General features: G+C 35.2%; 24 protein-coding genes and 1 pseudogene. 11 read left to right on the forward strand and 14 right to left on the reverse strand.

What is annotated here, in order from left to right; genetic code table 11:
* The coding region (locus AC2JF7_RS05045; RefSeq protein WP_500727609.1) for a hypothetical protein at nucleotides 1-394 on the reverse strand (394 nt) is incomplete at its 3' end.
* Between the two features lie 149 nt (nucleotides 395-543).
* Here AC2JF7_RS05045 and AC2JF7_RS05050 point away from each other — a divergent pair.
* The gene (locus AC2JF7_RS05050) at nucleotides 544-1,140 is read left to right on the forward strand and encodes a recombinase family protein (protein ID WP_500727610.1); all 597 of its coding nucleotides are present in this window, start codon (nucleotides 544-546) and stop codon (nucleotides 1,138-1,140) included.
* A 704-nt stretch (nucleotides 1,141-1,844) separates the two neighbouring features.
* Here the strand turns inward: AC2JF7_RS05050 and AC2JF7_RS05055 are convergent.
* From AC2JF7_RS05055 to AC2JF7_RS05100, 10 genes are all read right to left on the reverse strand, one after another.
* Complete coding sequence (locus AC2JF7_RS05055) at nucleotides 1,845-2,570, reverse strand: hypothetical protein (protein ID WP_500727611.1); 726 nt, start codon at nucleotides 2,568-2,570, stop codon at nucleotides 1,845-1,847.
* 17 nt (nucleotides 2,571-2,587) lie between these two features.
* Nucleotides 2,588-4,735, reverse strand: a complete 2,148-nt coding sequence (locus AC2JF7_RS05060; protein ID WP_500727612.1) for a peptide cleavage/export ABC transporter — start codon at nucleotides 4,733-4,735, stop codon at nucleotides 2,588-2,590.
* Nucleotides 4,736-5,219: 484 nt separating this feature from the next.
* Nucleotides 5,220-5,381: a hypothetical protein gene (locus AC2JF7_RS05065; protein WP_500727613.1), complete on the reverse strand. Its 162-nt coding sequence runs from the start codon at nucleotides 5,379-5,381 to the stop codon at nucleotides 5,220-5,222.
* A gap of 22 nt (nucleotides 5,382-5,403) precedes the next feature.
* Nucleotides 5,404-5,547 (reverse strand): type A2 lanthipeptide, encoded by a 144-nt coding sequence (locus AC2JF7_RS05070; RefSeq protein ID WP_500727614.1) that lies wholly within the window; start codon nucleotides 5,545-5,547, stop codon nucleotides 5,404-5,406.
* Between the two features lie 677 nt (nucleotides 5,548-6,224).
* Entirely contained in the window at nucleotides 6,225-7,052 is an 828-nt protein-coding gene (locus AC2JF7_RS05075) for a helix-turn-helix domain-containing protein (RefSeq protein ID WP_500727615.1), read from the reverse strand.
* Nucleotides 7,053-7,089: 37 nt separating this feature from the next.
* On the reverse strand, nucleotides 7,090-7,188 hold the full coding sequence (locus AC2JF7_RS05080) for a putative holin-like toxin (RefSeq protein WP_500727616.1): 99 nt from the start codon (nucleotides 7,186-7,188) through the stop codon (nucleotides 7,090-7,092).
* 974 nt (nucleotides 7,189-8,162) lie between these two features.
* Nucleotides 8,163-8,525 carry a hypothetical protein gene (locus tag AC2JF7_RS05085; RefSeq protein WP_500727617.1) on the reverse strand — a complete coding sequence of 121 codons (363 nt, stop codon included), beginning with the start codon at nucleotides 8,523-8,525 and terminating at the stop codon, nucleotides 8,163-8,165.
* A gap of 189 nt (nucleotides 8,526-8,714) precedes the next feature.
* The gene (locus AC2JF7_RS05090) at nucleotides 8,715-8,990 is read right to left on the reverse strand and encodes a hypothetical protein (protein WP_500727618.1); all 276 of its coding nucleotides are present in this window, start codon (nucleotides 8,988-8,990) and stop codon (nucleotides 8,715-8,717) included.
* Between the two features lie 95 nt (nucleotides 8,991-9,085).
* The gene (locus tag AC2JF7_RS05095) at nucleotides 9,086-9,682 is read right to left on the reverse strand and encodes an Rgg family transcriptional regulator (RefSeq protein ID WP_500727619.1); all 597 of its coding nucleotides are present in this window, start codon (nucleotides 9,680-9,682) and stop codon (nucleotides 9,086-9,088) included.
* A complete protein-coding gene (locus AC2JF7_RS05100; RefSeq protein ID WP_500727620.1) occupies nucleotides 9,682-9,951 on the reverse strand; it encodes a helix-turn-helix domain-containing protein in 270 nt (89 codons plus the stop codon). Before AC2JF7_RS05100 ends, AC2JF7_RS05095 begins: the two co-directional genes overlap by 1 nt.
* Before the next feature lie 238 nt (nucleotides 9,952-10,189).
* Here AC2JF7_RS05100 and AC2JF7_RS05105 point away from each other — a divergent pair, with 238 nt between their 5' ends.
* From AC2JF7_RS05105 to AC2JF7_RS05115, 3 genes and pseudogenes are all read left to right on the forward strand, one after another.
* Entirely contained in the window at nucleotides 10,190-10,846 is a 657-nt protein-coding gene (locus AC2JF7_RS05105; RefSeq protein ID WP_500727621.1) for a ThiF family adenylyltransferase, read from the forward strand.
* Nucleotides 10,847-10,857: 11 nt separating this feature from the next.
* Entirely contained in the window at nucleotides 10,858-12,105 is a 1,248-nt protein-coding gene (locus AC2JF7_RS05110; protein ID WP_500727622.1) for an MFS transporter, read from the forward strand.
* Nucleotides 12,106-12,165: 60 nt separating this feature from the next.
* Nucleotides 12,166-12,288, forward strand: a pseudogene (locus AC2JF7_RS05115) (IS3 family transposase); the annotation flags it as partial.
* 268 nt (nucleotides 12,289-12,556) lie between these two features.
* On the opposite strand, the gene AC2JF7_RS05120 reads toward AC2JF7_RS05115, so the two are convergent.
* The 3 genes from AC2JF7_RS05120 to AC2JF7_RS05130 are packed head-to-tail and all read right to left on the reverse strand — an operon-like array spanning nucleotide 12,557 to nucleotide 14,577.
* Nucleotides 12,557-12,844 (reverse strand): bacteriocin immunity family protein, encoded by a 288-nt coding sequence (locus tag AC2JF7_RS05120; RefSeq protein WP_500727623.1) that lies wholly within the window; start codon nucleotides 12,842-12,844, stop codon nucleotides 12,557-12,559.
* A gap of 16 nt (nucleotides 12,845-12,860) precedes the next feature.
* The gene (locus tag AC2JF7_RS05125) at nucleotides 12,861-13,208 is read right to left on the reverse strand and encodes a hypothetical protein (protein WP_500727624.1); all 348 of its coding nucleotides are present in this window, start codon (nucleotides 13,206-13,208) and stop codon (nucleotides 12,861-12,863) included.
* A gap of 10 nt (nucleotides 13,209-13,218) precedes the next feature.
* The gene (locus tag AC2JF7_RS05130; RefSeq protein WP_500727625.1) at nucleotides 13,219-14,577 is read right to left on the reverse strand and encodes an HD domain-containing protein; all 1,359 of its coding nucleotides are present in this window, start codon (nucleotides 14,575-14,577) and stop codon (nucleotides 13,219-13,221) included.
* Between the two features lie 197 nt (nucleotides 14,578-14,774).
* On the opposite strand from AC2JF7_RS05130, the gene AC2JF7_RS05135 reads away from it, so the two are divergent.
* The 7 genes from AC2JF7_RS05135 (at nucleotide 14,775) to AC2JF7_RS05165 (ending at nucleotide 22,499) form a co-directional block, all read left to right on the forward strand.
* Nucleotides 14,775-15,950, forward strand: a complete 1,176-nt coding sequence (locus AC2JF7_RS05135) for an MFS transporter (RefSeq protein WP_500727626.1) — start codon at nucleotides 14,775-14,777, stop codon at nucleotides 15,948-15,950.
* Nucleotides 15,951-16,277: 327 nt separating this feature from the next.
* Nucleotides 16,278-17,522, forward strand: coding sequence for an arginine deiminase (gene arcA, locus AC2JF7_RS05140; protein WP_500727627.1), 1,245 nt, complete (start codon nucleotides 16,278-16,280; stop codon nucleotides 17,520-17,522).
* Nucleotides 17,523-17,554: 32 nt separating this feature from the next.
* Nucleotides 17,555-18,601 carry an ornithine carbamoyltransferase gene (argF, locus tag AC2JF7_RS05145; RefSeq protein ID WP_500727628.1) on the forward strand — a complete coding sequence of 349 codons (1,047 nt, stop codon included), beginning with the start codon at nucleotides 17,555-17,557 and terminating at the stop codon, nucleotides 18,599-18,601.
* A complete protein-coding gene (gene arcD / locus AC2JF7_RS05150; protein ID WP_500727629.1) occupies nucleotides 18,601-20,034 on the forward strand; it encodes an arginine-ornithine antiporter in 1,434 nt (477 codons plus the stop codon). Before argF ends, arcD begins: the two co-directional genes overlap by 1 nt.
* A 17-nt stretch (nucleotides 20,035-20,051) precedes the next feature.
* Nucleotides 20,052-20,993, forward strand: coding sequence for a carbamate kinase (gene arcC, locus AC2JF7_RS05155; protein WP_500727630.1), 942 nt, complete (start codon nucleotides 20,052-20,054; stop codon nucleotides 20,991-20,993).
* 122 nt (nucleotides 20,994-21,115) lie between these two features.
* Nucleotides 21,116-21,835, forward strand: a complete 720-nt coding sequence (locus tag AC2JF7_RS05160; RefSeq protein WP_500727631.1) for a PucR family transcriptional regulator — start codon at nucleotides 21,116-21,118, stop codon at nucleotides 21,833-21,835.
* Nucleotides 21,836-22,094: 259 nt separating this feature from the next.
* Complete coding sequence (locus AC2JF7_RS05165) at nucleotides 22,095-22,499, forward strand: YwiB family protein (RefSeq protein ID WP_500727632.1); 405 nt, start codon at nucleotides 22,095-22,097, stop codon at nucleotides 22,497-22,499.
* The last annotated feature ends 40 nt before the right edge of the window (nucleotides 22,500-22,539 follow it).

The raw sequence follows: 22,539 nt of genomic DNA on the forward strand, positions 1-22,539 counted from the left end.
TTGTTTCTAATATTAAGGTACCTCCACAAGAAGTTATCCAGATAAAGCTAACCATTCCCGTTATAAAATTAAATTCAGATACTTCTTTTAAGTATTCAGATACCTTTCTTAGGCATTTTAATTTTTTGAACCCTTTACATTTATTAAAACTCTCTCGACTAAAAACAAAAAATATACCTGTAAAAATATTGAATACTAAAAGTACATATAAGCTTATAAATATATATATATTTCTAGTTATTAAGGTGGCGAATATAACTATAACAACTAATAGAAAATCAACTTTATTGGCTCTAAAAGAAAAATACTTATCTAGTACATCATCTTTTAAAAAAGATAAAAATTCTTCTTTAATTTCTTGATTACGTTTTTTACTATTTTCTTTTTTATTCATTTTTTCTCCTCATAGATAAATTCAGAATATAACAAATAAGGCTCTGTAGAAAGTTTAATAGAGTACACCCTTTTGAACTTCACAAAAATCATGTTATTATTAATAAGACAAGTGTTCAATAGAGTATGTTCAAAAAGGAATCTTAAACTATGGCAAAAATTGGTTATGCACGCGTTAGCAGTCGCGACCAAAATTTAGATCGGCAAATTGAAGCCCTAGAAAATTTTAAAGTAGATAAATTATTCTGCGACAAAATGTCGGGAGCAACTACCAAACGCCCGGAACTGCAAAAAATGTTAGATTACATTCGTGATGACGATGTGGTAATTGTAACCGAACTAGATCGCTTAGGCCGTAATAACCTGGATTTAACTAAGATTATGGGCGCAATTAAGGCTAAGGGGGCCACACTAGATATTTTAAGTTTCCCGTCTCTCCGGGGCATTGAAGATCCTAACTTGCGGCAATTAATGAATAATCTCATTTTAGAGTTATATAAGTATCAGGCTGAAAGCGAACGCAAACGCATTAAAGAACGGCAGCGACAGGGGATAGCAATTGCTAAAGCTGAGGGCCGCTATCATGGCCGCAAGCCCAAATTCAATAAGGACAGTCCCCAATTGCAACACGCCTTTAAACTTTATCAAGACGGTATGACAGACACTGCCGTCAGCAAGGTAACTGGAATCAATCGGATAACATTCAAACGGTATAGAGAAAAATTAGGGATTACCCGGATAAGTTAATCATTGTACAAAGTCAGTACAGATAAAAAGAAGCTCTGTTAAACAGAATTTCCTATTGAATTTCAAGCAGCCGGTTTAAAGGCAATCAGCTAAATTATATTAACATTAATTCATATTCACTAAGGCCGTATTCCAATATTCAATTGAGGTGTGGCTTTTTAACGTGTGCCTGCTTCCAGTTCAACCTTCATGATGTGAAAGCGACTTTCGCAGGCCGCATTGTCGTGGCAAGTAGCTCACCGCGACTTGCTTTGAAAAACACAGTGCTACTTTAAGGTATAACAATATGCTTGGGACTGGTATTGAATGCCTTGGTCGCTGTGAATCGTCATCGGGTACGGCAGTTTAAGCCGTCTAGCACATATTTAGTCTGCAGTCGCTGACTGAATTTCTAGACTCTGTCCGTCAAAATATTGGTATTGCGTTGCCCAGGTGGCAATCTTGTGATCCAGCTCCAATTATTGAGCCATAGAGCGGCTGCTATAGCCTTCTTTAAGGCATGTTCCAACTTGTGCGCTCTAAAAACCTCTTTAACACCAACAGCACCAGATTAAGCTAGTGCAGTCATTAATTGTTCGGTAGAATTATCCATGAGGAAATTTCTCTTTCGTTGATTTTACATTTTACAAGACAATCATATGAGGAAGAGATTCCTTTTTTATTTTTATTTTACAATTTACGTTATAAATTAGCACAAAATAACATTAACTATCCTTGTTAATAATCTTATCTTTATAATAATTAAAGAATGATTTTTCTCCAACAACGACTGACATCGAACCTGACATGCCATATTTCAACAAATTATTTATTTTTGGATTGATTCGGGCAATTGATGTCACTGAATAACAGATGTTTTTATAAATATTAATTGGTGCTACGCTGATAGTCTTAATTGTACCATCAAGAATAATTGGCTTAGGCACATTACGTGTAACCTTAAATCTTATTTTTTGACCTGTTTCAATTGAGGAAATTTCATCCGTCGAAACAAAAGCGTTAATTGTAACATATTTTGCATTCTTTATTAAAGGATAAATTTCAGCAATTTCGCTTCCAACAGGAACATATTTTGCATTTTTATATTGATAGTTAAGATGGAGTACTCCCGATTTAGGCGCTTTGATTATACACGGACCAGAATCATTAGTACCATCTTTATAAATCAGTAAGACATCATTCTTATGAACTGATTTTCCTTCATTTAAATTATTCTTTTTAATAAAATTATTTGAAGACGACTGAATTATTGAAACATTCTGTATCGGTTCTATTGAACCCATTCCATCAATTGTAATTTCTCGTTTACCAAAAAAAGAAAAAATGAAAATCACTAAAACAACAAGCACGACAGGAATAATAATTAAAGTCGAAAAGTTATTAAAACGTTTAGAATAAAATTCACTACTCTCTAAATATTTATTTTCCACAACGCATTTCCTCCATGTCACCCTTTTACTAAATTATAATAAAAGCCATGCTTATCTAATAATTCCTGATGACTTCCATGTTCAACAATATTACCTTCACTGAGTACAACAATGTTATTGGTATCATGAGCAATTGACAGCCGATGAGCAATAAAAATAATAGTTCTATTTTTTATATTTAACAAATTTCTAATTAGATGCTTTTCAGTAATCGTGTCCAGACCACTAGTAGATTCATCCAAAATCAAAACTTTTGCTGGAGATAACAATGCTCTAGCAATTGCAATTCGTTGCTTCTGACCACCAGAGAGTACAGTTGCATCTTCATCCAGATTAGTTTCAAATTGTAAAGGCATTTTTATAATTTCGTCTGCAATCATCGCTGTTTGACAAGCTTGAAAAATATCTTCTAATCTTGTATTTTCTTTATTACCTAATTTTAAATTTTCAAAAATTGTACCAGAAAATATATATGGATTTTGTGGTAAGTAATTAATATATTTGCGTAAAACGTGTTTATCAACCATGCTTAATTGTTTATTATTTAATAAAATTTCTCCCGATGATGGTTCAAAAAAATTAACCAACAATTTAACTAGTGTTGATTTACCAGATCCACTCATGCCAACAATAGTTACTTTTTCATTTTCATTAATTACTAAGTTGACATCATGTAAAATTTCAACTCCATATCCATATTGATAACTAACTTTATTAAATTCAATTGGACCTCGCAACTGAGAAATCTGCTTTAAATATCGCTCTTTTTTGAATTCACTATTAACTAAAAATACTTCACTTAGTCGATTATTGGCAACGTGTGCGCTTTGTAGTTTAGGTTGCAAGTTAATAATATTTTGTAACGGATTAACGAAAAAAGATAATAATGCATTATAAGTCATCAATTGACCAATCGATAAACTATTATGTATGACCAAATTTGATCCTATCCATAAAATAAAAACTTCTAGACTAAGTTGTATAAACAGTTTAATTGCCTGTTGCAGAGTATCTAATTTTGTATACTTAAAACTTTTTTTCAAAAAATCTACAAACTCATTATCAATTTTCTGATAACACTGATTTTCACTATTAAGTCCTTTAATCGTTTCAATACCTCTAATATCTTCAATAATAGAGGAACTAACTTTACTATTAGACTCCATTACTCTTTGATTTAATCGTTCAAACGGTTTTGAGAATACGATAATAATCAACATATATATTGGAATAGATACTAATGTTATTACAAACAATTTTATACTTTGAAGGCTTAAAATGATTCCCATAACAATTACGGTTCCAACATCAATTAATACTGATAACACAGAACTTGCTAGTGCATCAATAATTTTACTGGCATCAGAAAATCGTGATACGATTTCACCAGTATTACGAGTTGAAAAGAATTCAATTGGAAGTTTGAAAATATGTTTAATATATCCCAAGTTAATATCTATTGATAACCGCTGTCCTAGTATTGCTAACAAAAAATCTTTTGCATAAGTAAAAATAGCTTGAAAGCCATAAAAAACTATCAAACCCAAAGCAACAACTGTTAAAGTATTCTGCATATTATTTGGAATATACGTATCAATAGTAGTTTGAAGAAAATATGATCCAACAATACTAATCAATGTCGTTAGCAAGGCAGCCATGGTAATATTAATTATAAGTTTTTTTTGCTTAAGCAATCCAGGAACAAAAGATAGCATAGAACTCTGTTTTTCTTTTACTGGTTCATAAATAGACTTGGGTGCAATGAAGATTGCGGCTCCCGTCCACTCTTGCTCAAATTTCTTTCTTGACATTTTGATTATGCCAACTGTTGGGTCTGGATCAGCAATTTTTATATATTTTTTAGTACCTTCTACCACGACATAGTAATGTTCTAAATTTTTGTTTTTAATAACATGTGCTATAAATGGAAGTGGCAGTTCTTTAATATCAAATAAACTCATATCAGCTTTTATTGCCTTAGTTTCAAAATCATATTTTTCTGCTGCTTGAACAATACCAAGAGCCGTTGTGCCTGTTTGATCAGTTTTTGCTAAATTACGGAGTTTTGCTAGAGAAATTTCAGTACCATAATATTTAAATAACATAGCTAAAGCCGCAACACCACAATCAGTCTCATCAATTTGCGGAATATAAATCTTTTTCACAATGAAATACCTTTATTAAAATTATAAAAAGCCAAAATAATATGATAGCAATTTGTATTATGGTTTATGAATGCCTTAATACAGCTCATATTCTGGCGTGAATTATGGAAAATTTAAGCAAAAGGTTGAAAAATCACGTTAATTAGACAATGATTTTTCAACCTTTCAAAAGTATACGTTCTTAAAACAAAAATCCTTTGAACAATGTACTACAATTAATTTAATAAGTTTACATAGTTACTTGTCCACCCTCTAATTATCCTTATTAAGCCTTTGCTTTTTAAGCTTTTTGAGTTTTAAAATCATTACAGTCATAAAAAGGACAATGGAAATAATTGCTATCTTTAATAATTCACTATGTGGTGAGGGCAAACTCTTTAAAATAATGAAAAATATAAGAAAAATACACAACTTAGATTTTAATCTTTTTTCTTTCGATATATCTTTTGCCATATAATTACCTTTCTATACTAAATAAACAATTTTACGCAGCAAGCCAGATAGTTACTCCAAGAAGTATCCATTGGGCAGTTTTACCGGTATAATACCCAGTATAATATGCAGCTTGATTGCGACCACCATCAATTGTTCTCAATTCTACTGAATTAATTTCATTAAACTTATTTAAGCTTGCGATATTTTCCATTTTTATACTCCTAATACACTAATTAAATTGAATCTAGAAACCCTTGACAGAAGCTTCCAATGGCATCACCTACGGTTTGCCACCAATGTCTTTTACCACCAACTAAATTTCTCAATTCTTCTTCATTCAAACTTGAATATAAAGATAACACATTATTCTTTTTCATTATAAAAGACTTCCTTTCTATAATTTATCTTATTTGCTCTTGTACCATAAACTTTTACTGTATATTAAACAAAACAAATTGACCATTACAACCACTAAGTTAACTAGTATAAATCACAAGAATCAGATTATTATTGCTCCCAAAGCATTTAAATCTTTATTCTTTGATTTATATTTTATATTTTAAATTAATTTATTTTTCATTTATTAATTTTTGCAAATTTGCAACTCTTTTAGATTGCATTCAGGTCAAGCTAAGGCAAACGAAAATTAAGCAAAGCATGACGCACAAGGGCAACTACCATAATAAGCCGAGAGAAACTCAACAGAATTAAGATTAGTTCGCCATCAGAAATACAGGCAGTAGCATGATTATGTTTGCCGATTCGAACACATCAGAAGATTAAACAAACTAAAATACACGACTCTGATAAAATATCGGAACCGTGCAGTGGGTCTTGCATTTAGACTATCTAATTTTCTGTATCAAACTATAAAAACTGAATCCTTATGAATATCAAGAATTAGTCTTCAACTAAAAATTAACAACATGTCCTAATTTAGTTACTACAATAACCATCGTTTTTCATTCCCTTCTTCTGTCTCTTGGTTCTTATTTATTGCTTAAATTTTAATTCCAAATAATTAAAAGTTGCAAAAAATTGTAAATATACAAATTTACGGCAAATTTCTGATAAATTCTTTGTATCCAACTTTTTCTAGCAAAAGCTTAATGCCTTCTGCATCTGCATCTTTCTTTGAAAATAACGATTCAAAATAAAATCCAAGTAATTTATACATCAACAAATCAGGGTTTTCCGATGTATTTTTTAATAAATTCAGCGTATCTATAACATACAAGTCAACTTTATTCTGATAACAATTAGTCAAATAATTAATGCATATACCAGATATCCTTCTTTGTAGTTCAAAAGTTTGCTGGTATATATTATTTCTATAAGCAGAAATTATTTTTTTCATATAAATGCCTAGTCTTTCTTGATCTAAAATTATCATTGTATTTCCAAAAACTAATAAGAAATTTTTATCGTGTACCCAATCCTCACTTTTATTGAGCTTATCAGATAATTTTATTTTTGTTTCTTTGCTTATACTTTGGACATCATCCTGTAATATTGCAATTATCAATTCTAGCCATAACTCTAATGCACTATTATACGAAATTTTTTTGATCTCTTTTTGTATTTTCTTAAGCCCAGTTAAATCATAACTGTAAAAGCTTTGAGCAATAACATTTAAAACTTTGTCCTCAGACTTGGGACCATCTACATCAATTTCAATTAACATTTTTTCGAAAAAATGTTTAATATTTATTTTGTTTTTGCTCAAAATTTTAATCAAATTAGTAGCTCTTAAATCTTGTTCACCATTTTCCATTCTGGAATATTGTGAAGCAGATAAAACTCCACTGTTAAATTGTTTTTCCGTTAAACCCAAATTTTTTCTTTCTGATTTTAAAAGGGCACCTATTTGAAAATCAGCCATATAATCACCTTATGTCATGTCCTACTAACTTAACTAGTCAATATCTGTGCTTGTCGATATACGTCAACAAGATAATAATAAACGAGGCAAATGCCAGCGCTAATTCTAGCGCATGATACACACTCACCGACTGCACACCTTCCTAAAAGATTTCATGCCATAGGCACCCTTTCCCTTCAAGTGAAACAGCCAACCGCCCTCAAAACAATTTGCTATCAATTCAAACCTAATTATAACAAACTGATTGTACCTTTAACCATTGTAAAATCCTTCAAATACTAGCCTAAATTAGATTGTTTTCGGTACAGCAATCCTACTGATTTATATGACACTTATAAGGCTTTTTTATTTGGCAATTTGCGACAAAATTTTGGGCGCACTACTTATTTATTACACTTATTTTTCTGTTGAATGCAACAAAAAATCCACCGAGTATCATGGGATCCTTTTCTAGTATAACAGCTTCTAATAAAATAGCTCAGCCAGATAGGGTAGATATTACTTTTGCAATGCTACAAGAAAACGCCTACCGAATTTTATTTCCAATCCAGGGAGTTTGACCGTGGAATCTATAAAAAATCTGCGGATAATGCATATATATTGAAGCCTAAAACTGGAGGTAATGGAATTTTGATAATTACAAATAAAAAGTCATACTTGTATTATCCTAAATTGAAAGAGAAAGTAATAGTTGTTGAATAAACTAATGCATTTAAGTAAAAATAAAAGTCGTACTTGTAAAATAAACCCTCTAGATTGGACTGAAATCCATCTAGAGGGTTTAACTATGGTTAAGTTTGTCTCTGACCAAAATTCGCTGGCATTTTGTCATTAAATAAATTTTTTATTTAATTATTTATTTAATGTTGTTTAAAGCATCTTTTTACTCTGTTTGATCAACATGGGTGTACAAATCTGTGGCAGAGGTACCACGCTGGCCAAGCTGCTGTGAGACTAAAACACTGTCCTTAGCCTCTGCCAAATGCTGCATCATGCTCCAAACCTGCCAGAAGCACGTGCAATCCTGCAACACTTTTATGCTAAGTGGGGCAGGCAAACAATAGCTTTCAATAAATTATTACATTTACGTCTCATCTTTAATTCTACCTCCTAATCAAGACACCAAATCTTTTTTATCTTCCATTTCCAATAAAGATTTTCATCTTTTTGCATATATATACCGATATTATTATTTTTTATTTTTGCAGTGTAATAGCCAATTTCTTTTGTTCCACCTTGAAAATCACTGACTTCTTTACAACAATCATTAGCTTTAAGAGAAGTTAATAAGTTTTCTGTTTTTTTATTAGTGGAAATTCTTTCCATTTTTTGTATATCGTGTTTTTTAATTATTTGATTAATCTGATATTGCGCTACAGTAGGAATATATCTATTTGCCATCCAAAAAATAGATACGAACAGTCCCAAAACAACAATGCTTACATATAAAGAGACCTTTATTGTTTTAGTCACAGTCATCACCTCATTACGTTTTCAATAATATTGTAACTCTAAAAAATACAGGGAGTGTCAATATTATAAAAATCAACAAATCTGTTAAGCTTATATTTTTTACTAAAGGAAAAAATAAGCAACTACTAGATGTGACCTAGCGTTAGTTATTTGGGCCTTAATTAATTCCAAAAAACATGTCCATAATCATTACCACTCAATTATTCCTAATGCTATAAACCAAATGAGTGCAATTATAATGCCATTTCTTTGTTGTCTTTTTATTCTCACGTTTTCAGTCTCTGCCTTATTAGCATTAATGTCTCCAATTAAACTTGCAAACAACATACTTATTTCCCAGATTATAAGACTTATAAAAGATCTCATGCTATGCTCGAGAAGTAATGCCTGTAAAGGAAAAAGAAAGAAAATACAATTTACACAAGTGGTTTGATACTTACCATATAATTTTTTAAGCAGTTTCATATAATTGATTTCCTTTTTTTAATTCATAAATTTGAGGCTTAACTCAATTTATGTTTATAGATTCCTTCTTAATCCAATTTTGCTTTCTAAAAAAGTCATATAGTTTTTTTGACTATTGCTCTTTCAAATCTTTCAAATTCAGGAATTTGATTCCCTCGATAACCTGACATGTTTAAAGCTTTTATAGCGTTATCCATATTTTGTAAACCTTCTTCACTGTTACCAGACATATAAAGTATTGCTCCGTGATAAAGCTTTAATCGTATCATTTCAAATATAGAATCAGGTGAATCCAATAATGATTCAACTAATGTAAAATACGTTGCTGCCATGTCTAGCCTATCTCTTTTAATTAAAATTTCGATAGTATTTAACAACGTTTCAGTCAATCCATTTTTATTTTCTATAAGCGATAAATACCTCATACCTTTTTGATATACGGACTTGCTTGATAGTTCTATTATTTCCGTAGGTAAGAATGGAATAGCATTGGCATATAAAAGAAATTCATAATATGACCAATCCTCCACCCCAAATAAGTAATTTTTAATTGGTTCCCAATCACTAATATTAGGCTCTGTTTCGTTTACTGTAGTTGCATATAATCGACAAAGATAAATATTATGTTTATACCGTATATTTTTTTCTTTCTTGTATAATAATAATTCCGTTTCTTCCAAATTTTTTAGCATTACATTACTCTTAGCATCAACAGCGTCAGAAAGTCCTGATAAAAAATATGTTGTGGGTGCCTTTCAAAATTATTTGCTTGGAGTAGAAATTCATCAATATCAACATTAATATGATCCAATATTTCTATTAGTTTGGAAAATGATATCTCACTTTCCCCACGTTCAAATTTCGATAAAAAAGCTGGTGTAACAGTATGCCCAGCAGCTTGCTTTATAGTTACTCCCTTTGATTCTCGAATTTTTCTAAGTGATTCTCCAAATTTTTTCATTATTCCCTCTTAAAATTCATATATGACCTTTTTAGAGAAATTATATCACTTCTTGCTATGCTTGATGAAACTATTTGAGGGGTGATTCTATATGAAAAATATTAATTTAAACAAACGATTTACATTAAAAAAAGAACTATATTGAAAATTACAAAAAAACGGCATAAGTGTTTACACATATAGTTCAGATTTACAAAAACGTATTTATACTAAAGATCCTGATAATATGTTTTCTATCATGAAGCAATTATGCAAACCCACAACAATCTTAGAACTATATCAACTTCTTCCAAATATTCCAAAAGATTTTATAAATGAAGTGGTTCAATTCTTAGAAGATAAAAATTACCTATATTCTGAAATTGACATAGATCCTAAGTATAGTCGTTTACAGCATTTTGTATCTACTATTCCAAATACAACTTTTGAAAATTATGAAGATAAGCTTAACAATATTCGAGTCTTAATATTAGGAGTAGGAACAGGTGGTAGCTTTCAAATTGAAGTTTTAAAACGGTTAGGTATTAAGACCTACACCTTAGTTGATAAAGATACAGTTGAGTCCAAAAATTTATTTGCCCAAAACTACAAAGAAAAAGATATTGGTAAATATAAAGTTGATATTTTAAAAAGAGAGAATTCAGATTCTTCAACTCAAATTACAATATTTAAGACATATATTAAATCTTATAATGAATTAACTAAGCTATTAAACAAGCAAATAAAAAATTTCCAATCGTTACCTGTTATTGCAACTGTCCCTAAACAAGAAATTCTTGGAATATTAGATACAGATATAAATATACAAAAGCCTTTTCGTTGTTTCAAATATGTTTATGCTATCGCCTGTAATTTAAAAGATATACAAACCTTATATAACCGCATAACAAGTTAGGAGATTAAACCATGAATGTCTTTTTAAAAAATAAATATTTTAGAACCTTTTCAATTGCTGAAATTCTTTCAGGAGCTGGAGACTCTTTATTCTATTTAGCATTGATAACCTACGCAAGTAAATTAAGCAATTATTCGTTAGCTATATCATTAATTGCCATTTCAGAAGCACTACCAAAAGTTTTCAATTCTGTTGCTGGGTATTACGCTGACAAAACCAAAAACAAATTTAAATATATTATTTTATTATCTTTATTTCGTTTTGCTTTATATTCTGTTATAGGTATATTATTCGCAAAGAATATTGCTAGTTGGAATTTAGTTATAATCTCAATTATAGTAAACCTAGTTTCCGATTCAATGGGTGCATATTCTAATGGATTACAAATGCCTCTTATTGTTAACTTAGTCAATAAAGACGAAATAGGGGAAGCAACTGGATTTAACGGTGGAATCTCTGAAATTATAACTATGCTTGCCCAATTTATGGGAGCTGGACTTTTATTAGTAATGTCATACTCTGGACTAGCTTGGATTAATGCTTTCACTTTTTTATTGGCTGGAATACTATTTTTAAAAGTTAAAGTTCAATATGCTGGATCCAATAAGCAGTTACCAGAGCAAGAGGTTAACGAGCAAGGCTTTTTTAAAACTTTTGCTACTTCATTAAAGCAAATCAAAAAGTCTAAGGGATTACTAACCACCACCATTATTCTTGCATTACTAAATGGTATTATTGGAACCGTAGAACCAATTCTTTCTATAGTGGTAGCTTCTGCTAGAAACTCCATGATAATATTATCTTATAGCTTTACGATTGCTTTGGTAGGAGCAGCGATGTCATGTGGGATTATTTTAGGCAGCATTTTTGGACCACAAGTATTCAAAAAAACTTCTATTTTTACAATCACATTGTTATCAGCTATAACTAGCGTAGCTACTGTTACTGCTATTTTATCTAAAAATATATTTCTTTCTTTAATCATTTTGCTTTTTTTAGGAATTTTTATTGGAACTATTTCTCCCAAAATGATGCAATGGCTAGTTTCCACTGTTGACCAAAATATTTTGGCATCGTCTATGGGCGCCCTGAATACCATCCTTATTATAAGTGCCCCTCTTATGACTTCTATTATTACTACAATTGCTTCTGCTGATATAAATTTAGCTTTATATACACTATTAGGGGTTAGTTTAGTTATTTTAGGAATAGTAATAAAAGTAGTAGTAGCCAATCCCAATGAAAAACAATTAAAATGATGTGAACTCCAAAATGTTGAGCTCTTAAAAGTCAAAATATTCTATGGTCAATAAGCACGCTACCGCAATTTAACTGAATTAGCAGCAATTAGTGACTACATTGATTACTACAACAAACGCATCAAGTGCAGACTAAAAGGCCTGACGCCGATTGAATATCGACACCAAGCCCTAGCAAAATAATTATTAACATTTATTAGTCCAACTTTTGGGACTCACTTCAAATCCTAAAAATTAGTGATTTTCTTTAGTTAGAGACAATCAATAGCCTAGTAATCTTCACTTCTAATTTTTAACACAACTTTTTTCTTTTTGTAAAGATTTTTGTATGCGTGTCAGTATCTTCTTATAATGTTGCAGCTGCTTTAATGATGTGAGTGTGTGCGAATCAGTTACTGATAAATTTAACAAAGATAAAGGAAAAATCAAAAAGTTCAATTGAGGCATTAGTCTATCCTCCAAAAAGTGACATTATTCCTATTCCAAATCTACGTCTTCCAGGGAATTTAGGATCAAGCAATAATCGGTAAATTCTTCTCCCACTATCAGATAATTCCTGCCGAATTGCTAATGGAGTTAGCTCATTTTGAAGAGCACTTATTGTAGCAGCAAGATATTTTTTCTTTTCCAAGTCTCTCTTGGCTAAAAGAAAAATTCTCTTTTCTTCTGCTGAAATAGGTTCCTGTAGACAGGCATTAATTTCAGCTAATAATACAGTTTCTGGTTTTTCTCTTTTCATTGTAGAACCTCATATTTTAATGATGAAATTTATTAGAGCCAAATCCAAAGCTAAAACATAGAGCATCTCTTCTTCCTTGTGCCATATCGTGACCAACGGGAGCACTAGACCTATAATGCCCTTGATTGCTTTGCATTAAGTATCCATTAGAACCAGTAATAGATTCTACTATGTGCCATTTATAATTTATATCTTTAAATAATATATTTATATTGGTACAGCAATCTAACATGGATTGGCTTTTTTGATTAATCAATAACGTAGCTAACCACCATAGAAGCGGTGCTTGAAATTCAGTGTCTCCATCAAGCTTCTTTTGCACAATAATTTGTGTTAAAAACCTAACGAAAGTGAAAAATACCATCTAACTTTTCCTATTTTTTAGGCCGTCTCAAGTAGCGCAAATGACCATTTTTCACGTAGCGTTGGAACTGCTGGTAGAGTGGGTCAAAGATCTGCGGTTCGTCACTATTTGACATCATAACTTTAGGAAAGAAGAAGCGCTCGTCGCCTTGAAGGGTGCCATTAAGGGCACGCACTAGTGGACTTAGTTGGGACAGTTCAATGAGCTGGCCATCATCTTGCATAATTTCAATCTGACTATTGGCATTCTTGCCACTAGGCTTGTAGGCATCATAAGGCTCGTCAAAGGCAGAATTAGTATCAGTATAGTAAGTGGGATCAAAGCCAGCCTGCTTGATTAGGTCACGCATCTTGGGCAAGAGATTTTTGGTTTCATGGTCGATACAGATGCTGGCAAAGGGTCTTCTGAACAAGTAGCGGCTTGTCAAATCATCTAAAATCAAGTCGCCTGACGTGGTCCACATTGAAAAATTGGTTTCCATTACACCATCATCTAGCTTAAGATAGTCGTCCAGCGTCCAGCTACCCGCCAAAAAATGGCCCAAACTAGGCGTAACCTGTAGCTTGCCTTGCTTATAAACAATCTTTGCTCGTTCAAGCAAGTGCTGCAAAATTACTTCCATTGAACGACCAACCCGGTGAAAGTATACTTGCTGGTACATCTGGTAGCGAGAGACCACGTAGTCTTCCACTGCATGCATGCCCGCCATGGTGAAGCAAATGCCGTCACTATATGGCCTGATTTCTTGCAGGATGCGCGACAAGTCGAATTCCCCGTAGGTTACACCCGTATAGTAAGCATCACGCTCCAGGTAGTCCATCCGGTCGGCGTCGGCCTGACTAGAGATCATCTTAACTACTTGCGGATTAGGGTAGGTCTTAGCAATAACACTGGCCACCAAGTCAGGAAAATTTGGAGCAACGCGGCGCAAAACTTGGTTGACTTCCGTTGAGGGATCCGTGATAATCTTTTGACCAATCTTCTCGTGATTGGTGCCAAAAAGATGCTCGAAAGTGTGTGAATAGGGGCCGTGTCCGATATCGTGCAAAAGCCCAGCACATTCGACTAGGAGACGGTTGTTGTCATCCCACAGTCCATCACCTGGTGTGCGCGAGGGATATTTTTTGGCAAAAATATTGCAAATGCGCCGAGTTAATTCATAAACGCCTAGGTTATGTTCAAAGCGGGTATGGGTGGCTCCGGGAAAGATGTAGGCAATTGGCCCCAGTTGCTTGATGCGGCGCATGCGCTGAAATTCCTTAGTTTTTAGAATGTCTAGAATTACCTGATCTTCGATGTGGATGTATTCGTGAACAGGGTCGCGCAAGACGACTTCGTTAGTTAATTTTTGATTGTGAAATTTAGGCATGTTATGTCCTCAAAATCTGCTACTAATATGTGCAAAACATTTAATTACCTAAATTATAGCAAACTTGCGGATTCAGGGTTAGTTAAGCCACCAACCTGGAGAAATAATTAAAAAAAATAATAAAGCAATTGTTTGCTGGGCAGTATTTAGATTATGATAAGGAGAAGTTTACAAGCATAAATTAGGAAAGAAAACGCATGATTGAAAAGAAGTCCTATTTAATCTCCCGTTTGGCCTGTGGCCTCGGCAATTCGCTGTATGGCCTAGTCTTTACATGGTGGCTGCAAGTTCAGACTAAGAGCTCGACCATTGTTGGCCTGGCCAACGCAATTTTTGCGGTGACAGCTGCCTTATCGATTTTTTATGGTCCTTTTATTGATAGTCACTCCTATAAAAAGACGAGCATCTATTCAATGGTCATCCAGGTAGTGCTGACTTTTCTCTTGGCCGTGGTTATGGTCTTTTTAACGCATAATTATTTCTTGGCTATTTTTCTTGCTGGTCTGCTGTCTATTTGTGATGAATTTTTTGGTCCAGCTGATCGTGCAATATTGAAGGGTGCAGTTCCAGACGAGGCGGCACTAACAGGGATCATTTCCAAGGTTAACATTATTGACCAAGTGGTCAGCATTGGCGGGACTGCTCTTTCAGGCGTGCTATTGGTTTTAGCTACAAGTGGTCAAATCATCTTGCTTTGTGCCTGTCTTAGTTTGCTTGGACTGCTCTTTTTGATGCGGGTTCTCAAAAGCGTCCCGATAAAAACTGCGCACGAAGAAAAAAACCAAGTCGTGCTTGCAAGTTACTGGCAACGCGTGATTAGCGGCTACCAGTATATTAAGCAAAACAAGTTTTTAAAGCGTTACTTCTGGTCCTCCTTGCTATATTCATTTGCGGCTCCAGCAATGATTCTAATTCTGCCACGAGTCGCCCAGAAAGCAGGCAAGGCTTCATGGTACAGCACCTTTTATATTGTCTTGATGCTGGGCTTCATCGTAGGTGCACTAGTTTGTGGCCAGATGGCTGCCAAAAGTCGCACCGTTGCGTGGACCTGGCTTCTTAGTGCACTTCCGCTAGGACTTATGCTCTTGTGCGGAAGCAACTTGCTTGCCTTTACGGTTTTAATCTTTCTTTTTGCTTTCACTACCAGCATCCATAATATATTGGGCGAATCACGTCAGCAGATTGCAACTTCTGATCGATACTTGGGCCGCGTATTAACAACAATTAGGACTAGCACGCAGATTGGTGGACCAGTGGGATCAATTGCAGCTGGAATCTTGCTTGACCATGCTGGTGAAAACTTATTGATTTTTATCTGCACCGTGCTGGTTGCCCTGGGTGGAATCAACTTGTTATTTGTCCAAGAAGATTAGACCCATGCCTGAATAAGTAGAATATTTTCAATAAAAAAAGCGACTTAGCATGAGTCGCTTTTTTTGTAGTTAATTTATCATCAAATAGAAATTCATTTGCCTGAGCAAGAAACCTGTTCGGTTTTTTTAATTCAGTCGTAATAACTAGAAAAACAGTTGTTACTGTTAGCAGTTTAGTAGGCATTTTTGGACATTTATCTAAATGGATAAAAAAGTCTATCTAAAATGCCGTTTTACTGGAAAAACGAATTTGTGATAATAATCTCGTGAATCAAGGAAAGCGCTTTTAATTGATGATTCACTGTTGGTAGATAAGGAGAAGCAGTTATGAAAGATCCCGCAATAAATGTTAATTCGGAAATCGGGAAATTAAAGACAGTATTACTGAAGCGACCCGGTGCTGAAATTGAAAACATCACCCCTGATTCAATGGAAGAACTTCTTTTTGATGATATTCCGTATTTGAAGATTGCTCAAAAAGAACACGATTACTTTGCAAAGACGCTTAAAGATAATGGTGCTGAAATATTGTACATTGATGAGTTAGCTGTTGAGGCCCTTTCGCAAAATGAAAAGGTTAAACACCAATTTGTCGAGCAATACCTCAGCGAACACAACTATAGTGCAGGAAAAATGCATGATGCACTGGAAGAATACCTCAATGGTTTTAGTGTTCGTGAAATGGTCACAAAGCTCTACAGTGGAATTAGGCGCAGCGAACTAGATGTTGCTCTTAAGGACGAATCTTTACATGATTTGGCTGGAGGCGATGCAAGTAGTCCCTTCTTGCTTAGTCCATTGCCGAATGCGTATTTCACTAGAGACCCACAAGCAGCAATTGGTTCCGGTATTACGATTAACCATATGACCTTTAAAGCTCGGCAACCAGAGTCATTGTTTACGGAATTTGTAATGGAGTACCATCCACGTTTTGCCGGTCATGTAGACATTTGGCGCGATCGCAACCATGATACTCGGATTGAGGGCGGAGACGAATTAGTCCTAAATGATCATGTTTTGGCAATTGGTATTTCGCAAAGAACATCTTCAAGAACAATTGAGGCACTTACTAAAGAACTATTTGCAAGTAGTGACAGCAAGTTTGACACAGTGGTTGCAGTGGAAATTCCCCATAATCACGCCATGATGCACTTAGACACGGTTTTCACAATGGTCAACCATGATCAATTTACTGTTTTCCCAGGCATTATGGACGATGCAGGAAAGATGAACATCTTTGTACTGACACCAGGTGATAATGGTGAAATTAAGATGGTTCACCATACTGATTTAGCAGAAACGCTGAAGCAAGTTTTGCACTTATCAGAACTAGACCTGATTCTTACAGGTAACGGGGATCCAATCGTATCACCGCGTGAACAATGGAATGATGGATCAAATACACTGGCGATTGCTCCTGGTGAGGTTGTTACTTATAACCGTAACTATATCAGCAATGAAATTCTGCGTAAGCATGGCATTACAGTGCACGAAGTGATTTCAAGTGAATTGTCACGCGGTCGTGGCGGCCCAAGATGTATGTCACAACCATTGTGGCGTGAAGACTTATAGATTTTTAGAAAAATTAGTAAAGGAAAAATAATATGACGATTAATTCAGTATTTCAAGGACGTTCATTATTGGCAGAAAAGGATTTCACTCCTGCAGAAATTCAATACTTAGTTGACTTTGGTCTTCATTTGAAGACCTTGCAGCACGAGAATATCCCGCACCGCTACTTAGAAGGCAAGAATATCGCTCTTTTGTTTGAAAAGACTTCAACTAGGACCCGGTCAGCATTTACTACTGCTGCAATTGAATTAGGTGCTCACCCAGAATACTTGGGATCCAATGATATTCAACTTGGCAAGAAAGAATCAGTGGAAGACACTGCAATTGTTTTGGGTCGGATGTTTGACGGGATTGAATTTAGAGGATTCAAGCAATCAGACGTTGAAGAATTAGCTAAATATTCTGGCGTACCAGTTTGGAACGGCTTAACAGACCAATGGCATCCAACCCAGATGATTGCCGACTTTATGACGATCAAAGAAAACTTTGGGCACTTATGGGGCTTGACACTTTCCTTTATTGGTGATGGCCGTAACAATATGGCTAATTCTTTACTAGTTACTGGTGCAATGTTGGGAGTAAATATTCACATTGTTGCTCCAGAAGAACTACATCCAAGTCAAGAAGTTGTTAACTTGGCCAATAAGTTTGCAGCTAAATCTGGTGCGCAATTAATGGTTACTGCTGATATTGACAAGGGTGTAAAAGGCTCTAACGTTCTGTATACCGATGTTTGGGTATCAATGGGCGAAACTGACTGGGAGAGCCGAGTTAAGCTTTTGAAGCCATACCAAGTCAATATGGAAATGATTAAGAAGACCGGAATGGGCCCAGATGAGTTAATCTTCATGCACTGTCTGCCAGCCTTTCATGACGTTAATACTGAATACGGCAAAGACATTGAAGAAAAGTACGGCATCACTGAGATGGAAGTTACTGATGAAGTTTTCCGGAGCCAGTATGCGCGTCAATTTGAAGAAGCTGAAAACCGTAAGCATTCAATCAAAGCAATAATGGCTGCAACTTTAGGCAATCTCTTTATTCCGGATGTTCCACCACTTGAGGATGCAACAAAATAATGGCTGAAACAAAGGAAAAAGGAATTGCACTGCCAGCCCTTGTTGCTCTGGTAGTCAGTTCGGCTATCGGTTCAGGCATTTTCGACTTGCCATCAACTTTGGCTAAGGCGGCTACACCTGGAGCAGCTTTAGCTGCTTGGGTCATTACTGGAATAGGTATTCTAGCTTTAGCATTGAGTTTGAACAACCTCGTCCTTAACCAAACTGAACTAACCGGCGTATCTGACTATGCTCGAGCAGGCTTTGGCGACTTTGCTGGTTTCATTTCTGGTTGGGGCTACTGGCTTTCTGCATGGCTAGGCAATGTTGCATTTGCAACGATGTTGATGTCGTCTCTAGGTTACTTTTTTCCGGCATTAAAGTCGGGTAATAGTATTGCAGCCATTATCGTAGCTTCGGTTATTTCATGGGCGCTAACAATTTTAGTCACGCATGGAATTGAATCAGCAGCCTTTATCAATGCAATTGTGACGGTCACTAAGATGATTCCAATCTTTGCATTCATTGTAGTTGCCATTCTTAACTTTAAAGCTGGCGTCTTTACTAGTCACTTCTGGGTAAATCTGTCTACCAATCTTAGTGGCAGTTTAACATACTCTACGGCCACCCCTGCTGGTATTTTTGATCAGATTAAGGGCTGCATGATGGTGATGATGTGGGTTTTTGTTGGTATTGAAGGAGCTACAACCATGGCTGCAAGGGCTAACAAAAAGTCCGATGCTGGGCGAGCAACCATTATTGGTTTGATTTCACTTTTAATTATTTATGTTGTGGTGTCAATCTTGCCATATGGCTACTTGCCACTAGTAAAATTGCAAACTATGCGTCATCCAGTATTGCTTTATTTGTTTAGAGATATGACCAACTCTTTTGGGGGCGCCTTTATCGCTATCGGCTTAATCATTTCAATTCTTGGTGCATGGCTTTCATGGACAATGCTGCCAGTAGAGGCAACTTCTCAAATGGCCCAGCAAGACTTGCTGCCTAAGTGGTTTGGCAAGTTAAACAAGCATGGTGCCCCAGCCAATTCATTGTGGTTGACCGAGGTTTTGATTCAACTCTTTTTAATTACGCTGCTGTTTACCAATCAGGCATATGACTTTGCATATTCGCTTTGTACTTCAGCAATTGCAGTCTGCTATGCGCTAGTTGGTGCATACCAGCTTAAATTGGGGTGGCAAAATTGGAGTCTTAAGACCATTATCCCAGGCTTAATAGCCTTGGTGTTTGAAGTGATGGCAATCATCTTTTCAGGATTGCAATACCTATGGCTTTGTACTATTGCTTATGTAATTGGCTTTGTCTTGTATTACCGTGCTCGCAAGAGCAATGGTCATACTATTAGCAAGCTGGAATGGTTCCTAATGATTATTATCTGCTTGTTGGCAGTCTTGGCAGTAATTGCTCTGTTTATGGGCAAAATAAAAATATAGAAAGTATGGAAAAAAGTATGAAAAGAATTGTTGTTGCATTAGGAGGTAATGCAATTTTAACAGATGATCCTTCAGCTCAAGCCCAACAAGAAGCGCTGATGAAAACAGCTAGCTATTTGATGGACTTCATTGCTCAAGGAGACATTCAATTGGTAATCACTCACGGTAATGGCCCGCAAGTAGGCAACTTATTGTTGCAGCAACTTGATGGCAGTACTGAAAAGAATCCAACGATGCCTCTGGATACAGTTGGAGCAATGACTCAAGGTGAAATTGGCCTTTGGCTGGCTAATGCGCTAAATATGAATGCTGACAAGCGCAATATCCCAATAGATGTGATGACAATGCTAACCAGGACAGTGGTGGATGAAAAGGACCCTGCCTTCAAGGAACCCTCAAAGCCGATTGGCCCGTTTTATAAGCAAGCTGAACTGGCTGAAATTCGTCAAAAATATCCAGAATGGCAGTTGGTTGAAGATGCAGGGCGGGGCTTCAGAAGAGTAGTCCCTTCACCAAAACCAGTCAGCATCATGGAAACTGACGCTATTAAGGCATTAGTTGACAAGGGCATGACACTGATTGCTGCCGGTGGCGGCGGTGTCCCAGTTGTAGAAACACAAAGCCAAATTCGCGGCGTTGAAGCAGTGATTGACAAGGACTTTTCAGCAGCTAAACTGGCAGAATTAGTAGATGCTGATGAATTAATCATCTTGACCGCGGTAGAATATGTTTCACTAAACTTTAAACAACTCAACCAAAAAGACTTGCACCATGTTACAGTAGCAGAGATGAAAGGCTATCTTGAAGATGATCAATTTGCTGGCGGTTCAATGAAGCCTAAGGTTGAGGCGGCAATTTCGTTTGCTGAAGCAACTAACAAGAAGGCAGTCATCACCTCATTGGATAATGTGGCTCAATATTTGACGACGGGTGATGGAACAATAATAACCAAAGATTAGCATAAAGTTATACAAGCATAGATATCATCAATTTACCTAATCAAGTTTCTTATTTGTGATTATGAACACATATTAAGCAAAATTATAGTGTAATTACTTATAAAGTATGGGAGAATATGAATATGCTTGAAAAATTTATGCATGAGTGGCTATATGTTTCAGACTATGATGTTCCAGTAGCTGACAATGGCTTTGATGGTCGTGCCAAGTTAAATGGTGTTGATTTAGACAATAAGTATGTAGCTATGGTGGCAACTACTATTGGTAACAAGTTGCCTGAGTGGAGGCTAGCCTTTAACTTAGACAAGACTAAGCGTGTCTATGTCGTACGACCGAATAAGGAAAATGAACTTTTGGCTAACATGCCACGTAATAGTTATATTGGTATTGGTAGCAGTCATTTTGATCTTTCTGGCAGTATTAAGGAAGCATTGATGGCATTGATGTTAACAAATAGGTTTACCCCTGTTGTTCACTATACTGAAATAGCAAACATGTCGGCTATTGTCCACTCATCCTTGGATTACCCTTTAATACGTAAAAAATTAAGCAAAATTGACGAAGACACTAAGACAACTTTATGGTTGTACACTAAAAACCAGTTGTCAATGTCGTCTTTAGCACAGATTTTAATGGTTCATCCCAAAACTGTGGAATATCGGCTACAGAAAATAAAGTCTGTTACTGATCTTGATCCACATAAGGGAATTGACTTATTGCCATTGACAGTTGCATATTTGAAAGAAAAGACCGAAAACTTACGCATCCTTGAAAATGAACTGCAAAGTTTTTCCAACGACATGTTGCCGCGGGATAAGACCACTTCAGTTAGTGTTAATTAGGACGTAAGTAATATTACATTTTAAAAATCTCCTTAAAAACAGTGAAAAGCATAACCTAGTCTCTGAGACTGGATTATGCTTTTTCCTTATTAATAATTACAATTAGACCAAGACTGTGAACTTCTGGCTAAAAAGCACAAATTATCTTATACTAGTGATAATACTTAGTAAAAGTAATATTGCCCGACGAGTTAAGTTAGCATTATCAATTTGGAGCTAGTTATTTTGATTAGCTTTTTTAGTTAAAAGAACCAGAAAAATGACCAAAGTAAAAATAGACTTTACCAGTGTAATCAAGCAAGAGCAAGAGAGCGCAACGTTTAAGAAGAAGGCAACTGGCGAATTAGTACAGGCTGATGCTTCAACCAGAATATCATATCTGGAAGACGGGCAGATCCCGGTCAAAATTTTAATTAAGGAAGACAACGTGATTATTAGGCGCGGCAGCGATAGGCAGAACTACTCGCAGCTGCACTTTGTTCTGGGCGAGCAGAAAGAATGCCGCTATGTGGCCCAGGGCTACCAGATGGACTTGAAGAGCAAAACCCGAGCAATTAAATTTTTTCCTAAAAATGATGGTTCTGGGCAGTTGCAGATTGAATATGACCTCTTCAGTGGTCTATACTTAGTAGGTAATTATGCCATCACGTTGATTTTTACTTGAACGCCTAGTAAAATAAAAAGGATTGGTAAAAGAGAGGAAT

It is taken from the genome of Lactobacillus sp. XV31L, from assembly GCF_059900865.1.

Excerpts from the sequence above, each read along its gene's own strand:
- AC2JF7_RS05050 (WP_500727610.1), top strand. The coding sequence starts at position 544 with ATGGCAAAAATTGGTTATGCACGCGTTAGCAGTCGCGACCAAAATTTA.
- AC2JF7_RS05065 (WP_500727613.1), bottom strand. The coding sequence starts at position 5,381 with ATGGAAAATATCGCAAGCTTAAATAAGTTTAATGAAATTAATTCAGTA.
- AC2JF7_RS05070 (WP_500727614.1), bottom strand. The coding sequence starts at position 5,547 with ATGAAAAAGAATAATGTGTTATCTTTATATTCAAGTTTGAATGAAGAA.
- AC2JF7_RS05075 (WP_500727615.1), bottom strand. The coding sequence starts at position 7,052 with ATGGCTGATTTTCAAATAGGTGCCCTTTTAAAATCAGAAAGAAAAAAT.
- AC2JF7_RS05090 (WP_500727618.1), bottom strand. The coding sequence starts at position 8,990 with ATGAAACTGCTTAAAAAATTATATGGTAAGTATCAAACCACTTGTGTA.
- AC2JF7_RS05095 (WP_500727619.1), bottom strand. The coding sequence starts at position 9,682 with ATGCTAAAAAATTTGGAAGAAACGGAATTATTATTATACAAGAAAGAA.
- AC2JF7_RS05100 (WP_500727620.1), bottom strand. The coding sequence starts at position 9,951 with ATGAAAAAATTTGGAGAATCACTTAGAAAAATTCGAGAATCAAAGGGA.
- AC2JF7_RS05105 (WP_500727621.1), top strand. The coding sequence starts at position 10,190 with ATGAAGCAATTATGCAAACCCACAACAATCTTAGAACTATATCAACTT.
- AC2JF7_RS05110 (WP_500727622.1), top strand. The coding sequence starts at position 10,858 with ATGAATGTCTTTTTAAAAAATAAATATTTTAGAACCTTTTCAATTGCT.
- AC2JF7_RS05120 (WP_500727623.1), bottom strand. The coding sequence starts at position 12,844 with ATGAAAAGAGAAAAACCAGAAACTGTATTATTAGCTGAAATTAATGCC.
- AC2JF7_RS05125 (WP_500727624.1), bottom strand. The coding sequence starts at position 13,208 with ATGGTATTTTTCACTTTCGTTAGGTTTTTAACACAAATTATTGTGCAA.
- AC2JF7_RS05130 (WP_500727625.1), bottom strand. The coding sequence starts at position 14,577 with ATGCCTAAATTTCACAATCAAAAATTAACTAACGAAGTCGTCTTGCGC.
- AC2JF7_RS05135 (WP_500727626.1), top strand. The coding sequence starts at position 14,775 with ATGATTGAAAAGAAGTCCTATTTAATCTCCCGTTTGGCCTGTGGCCTC.
- arcA (WP_500727627.1), top strand. The coding sequence starts at position 16,278 with ATGAAAGATCCCGCAATAAATGTTAATTCGGAAATCGGGAAATTAAAG.
- argF (WP_500727628.1), top strand. The coding sequence starts at position 17,555 with ATGACGATTAATTCAGTATTTCAAGGACGTTCATTATTGGCAGAAAAG.
- arcD (WP_500727629.1), top strand. The coding sequence starts at position 18,601 with ATGGCTGAAACAAAGGAAAAAGGAATTGCACTGCCAGCCCTTGTTGCT.
- arcC (WP_500727630.1), top strand. The coding sequence starts at position 20,052 with ATGAAAAGAATTGTTGTTGCATTAGGAGGTAATGCAATTTTAACAGAT.
- AC2JF7_RS05160 (WP_500727631.1), top strand. The coding sequence starts at position 21,116 with ATGCTTGAAAAATTTATGCATGAGTGGCTATATGTTTCAGACTATGAT.
- AC2JF7_RS05165 (WP_500727632.1), top strand. The coding sequence starts at position 22,095 with ATGACCAAAGTAAAAATAGACTTTACCAGTGTAATCAAGCAAGAGCAA.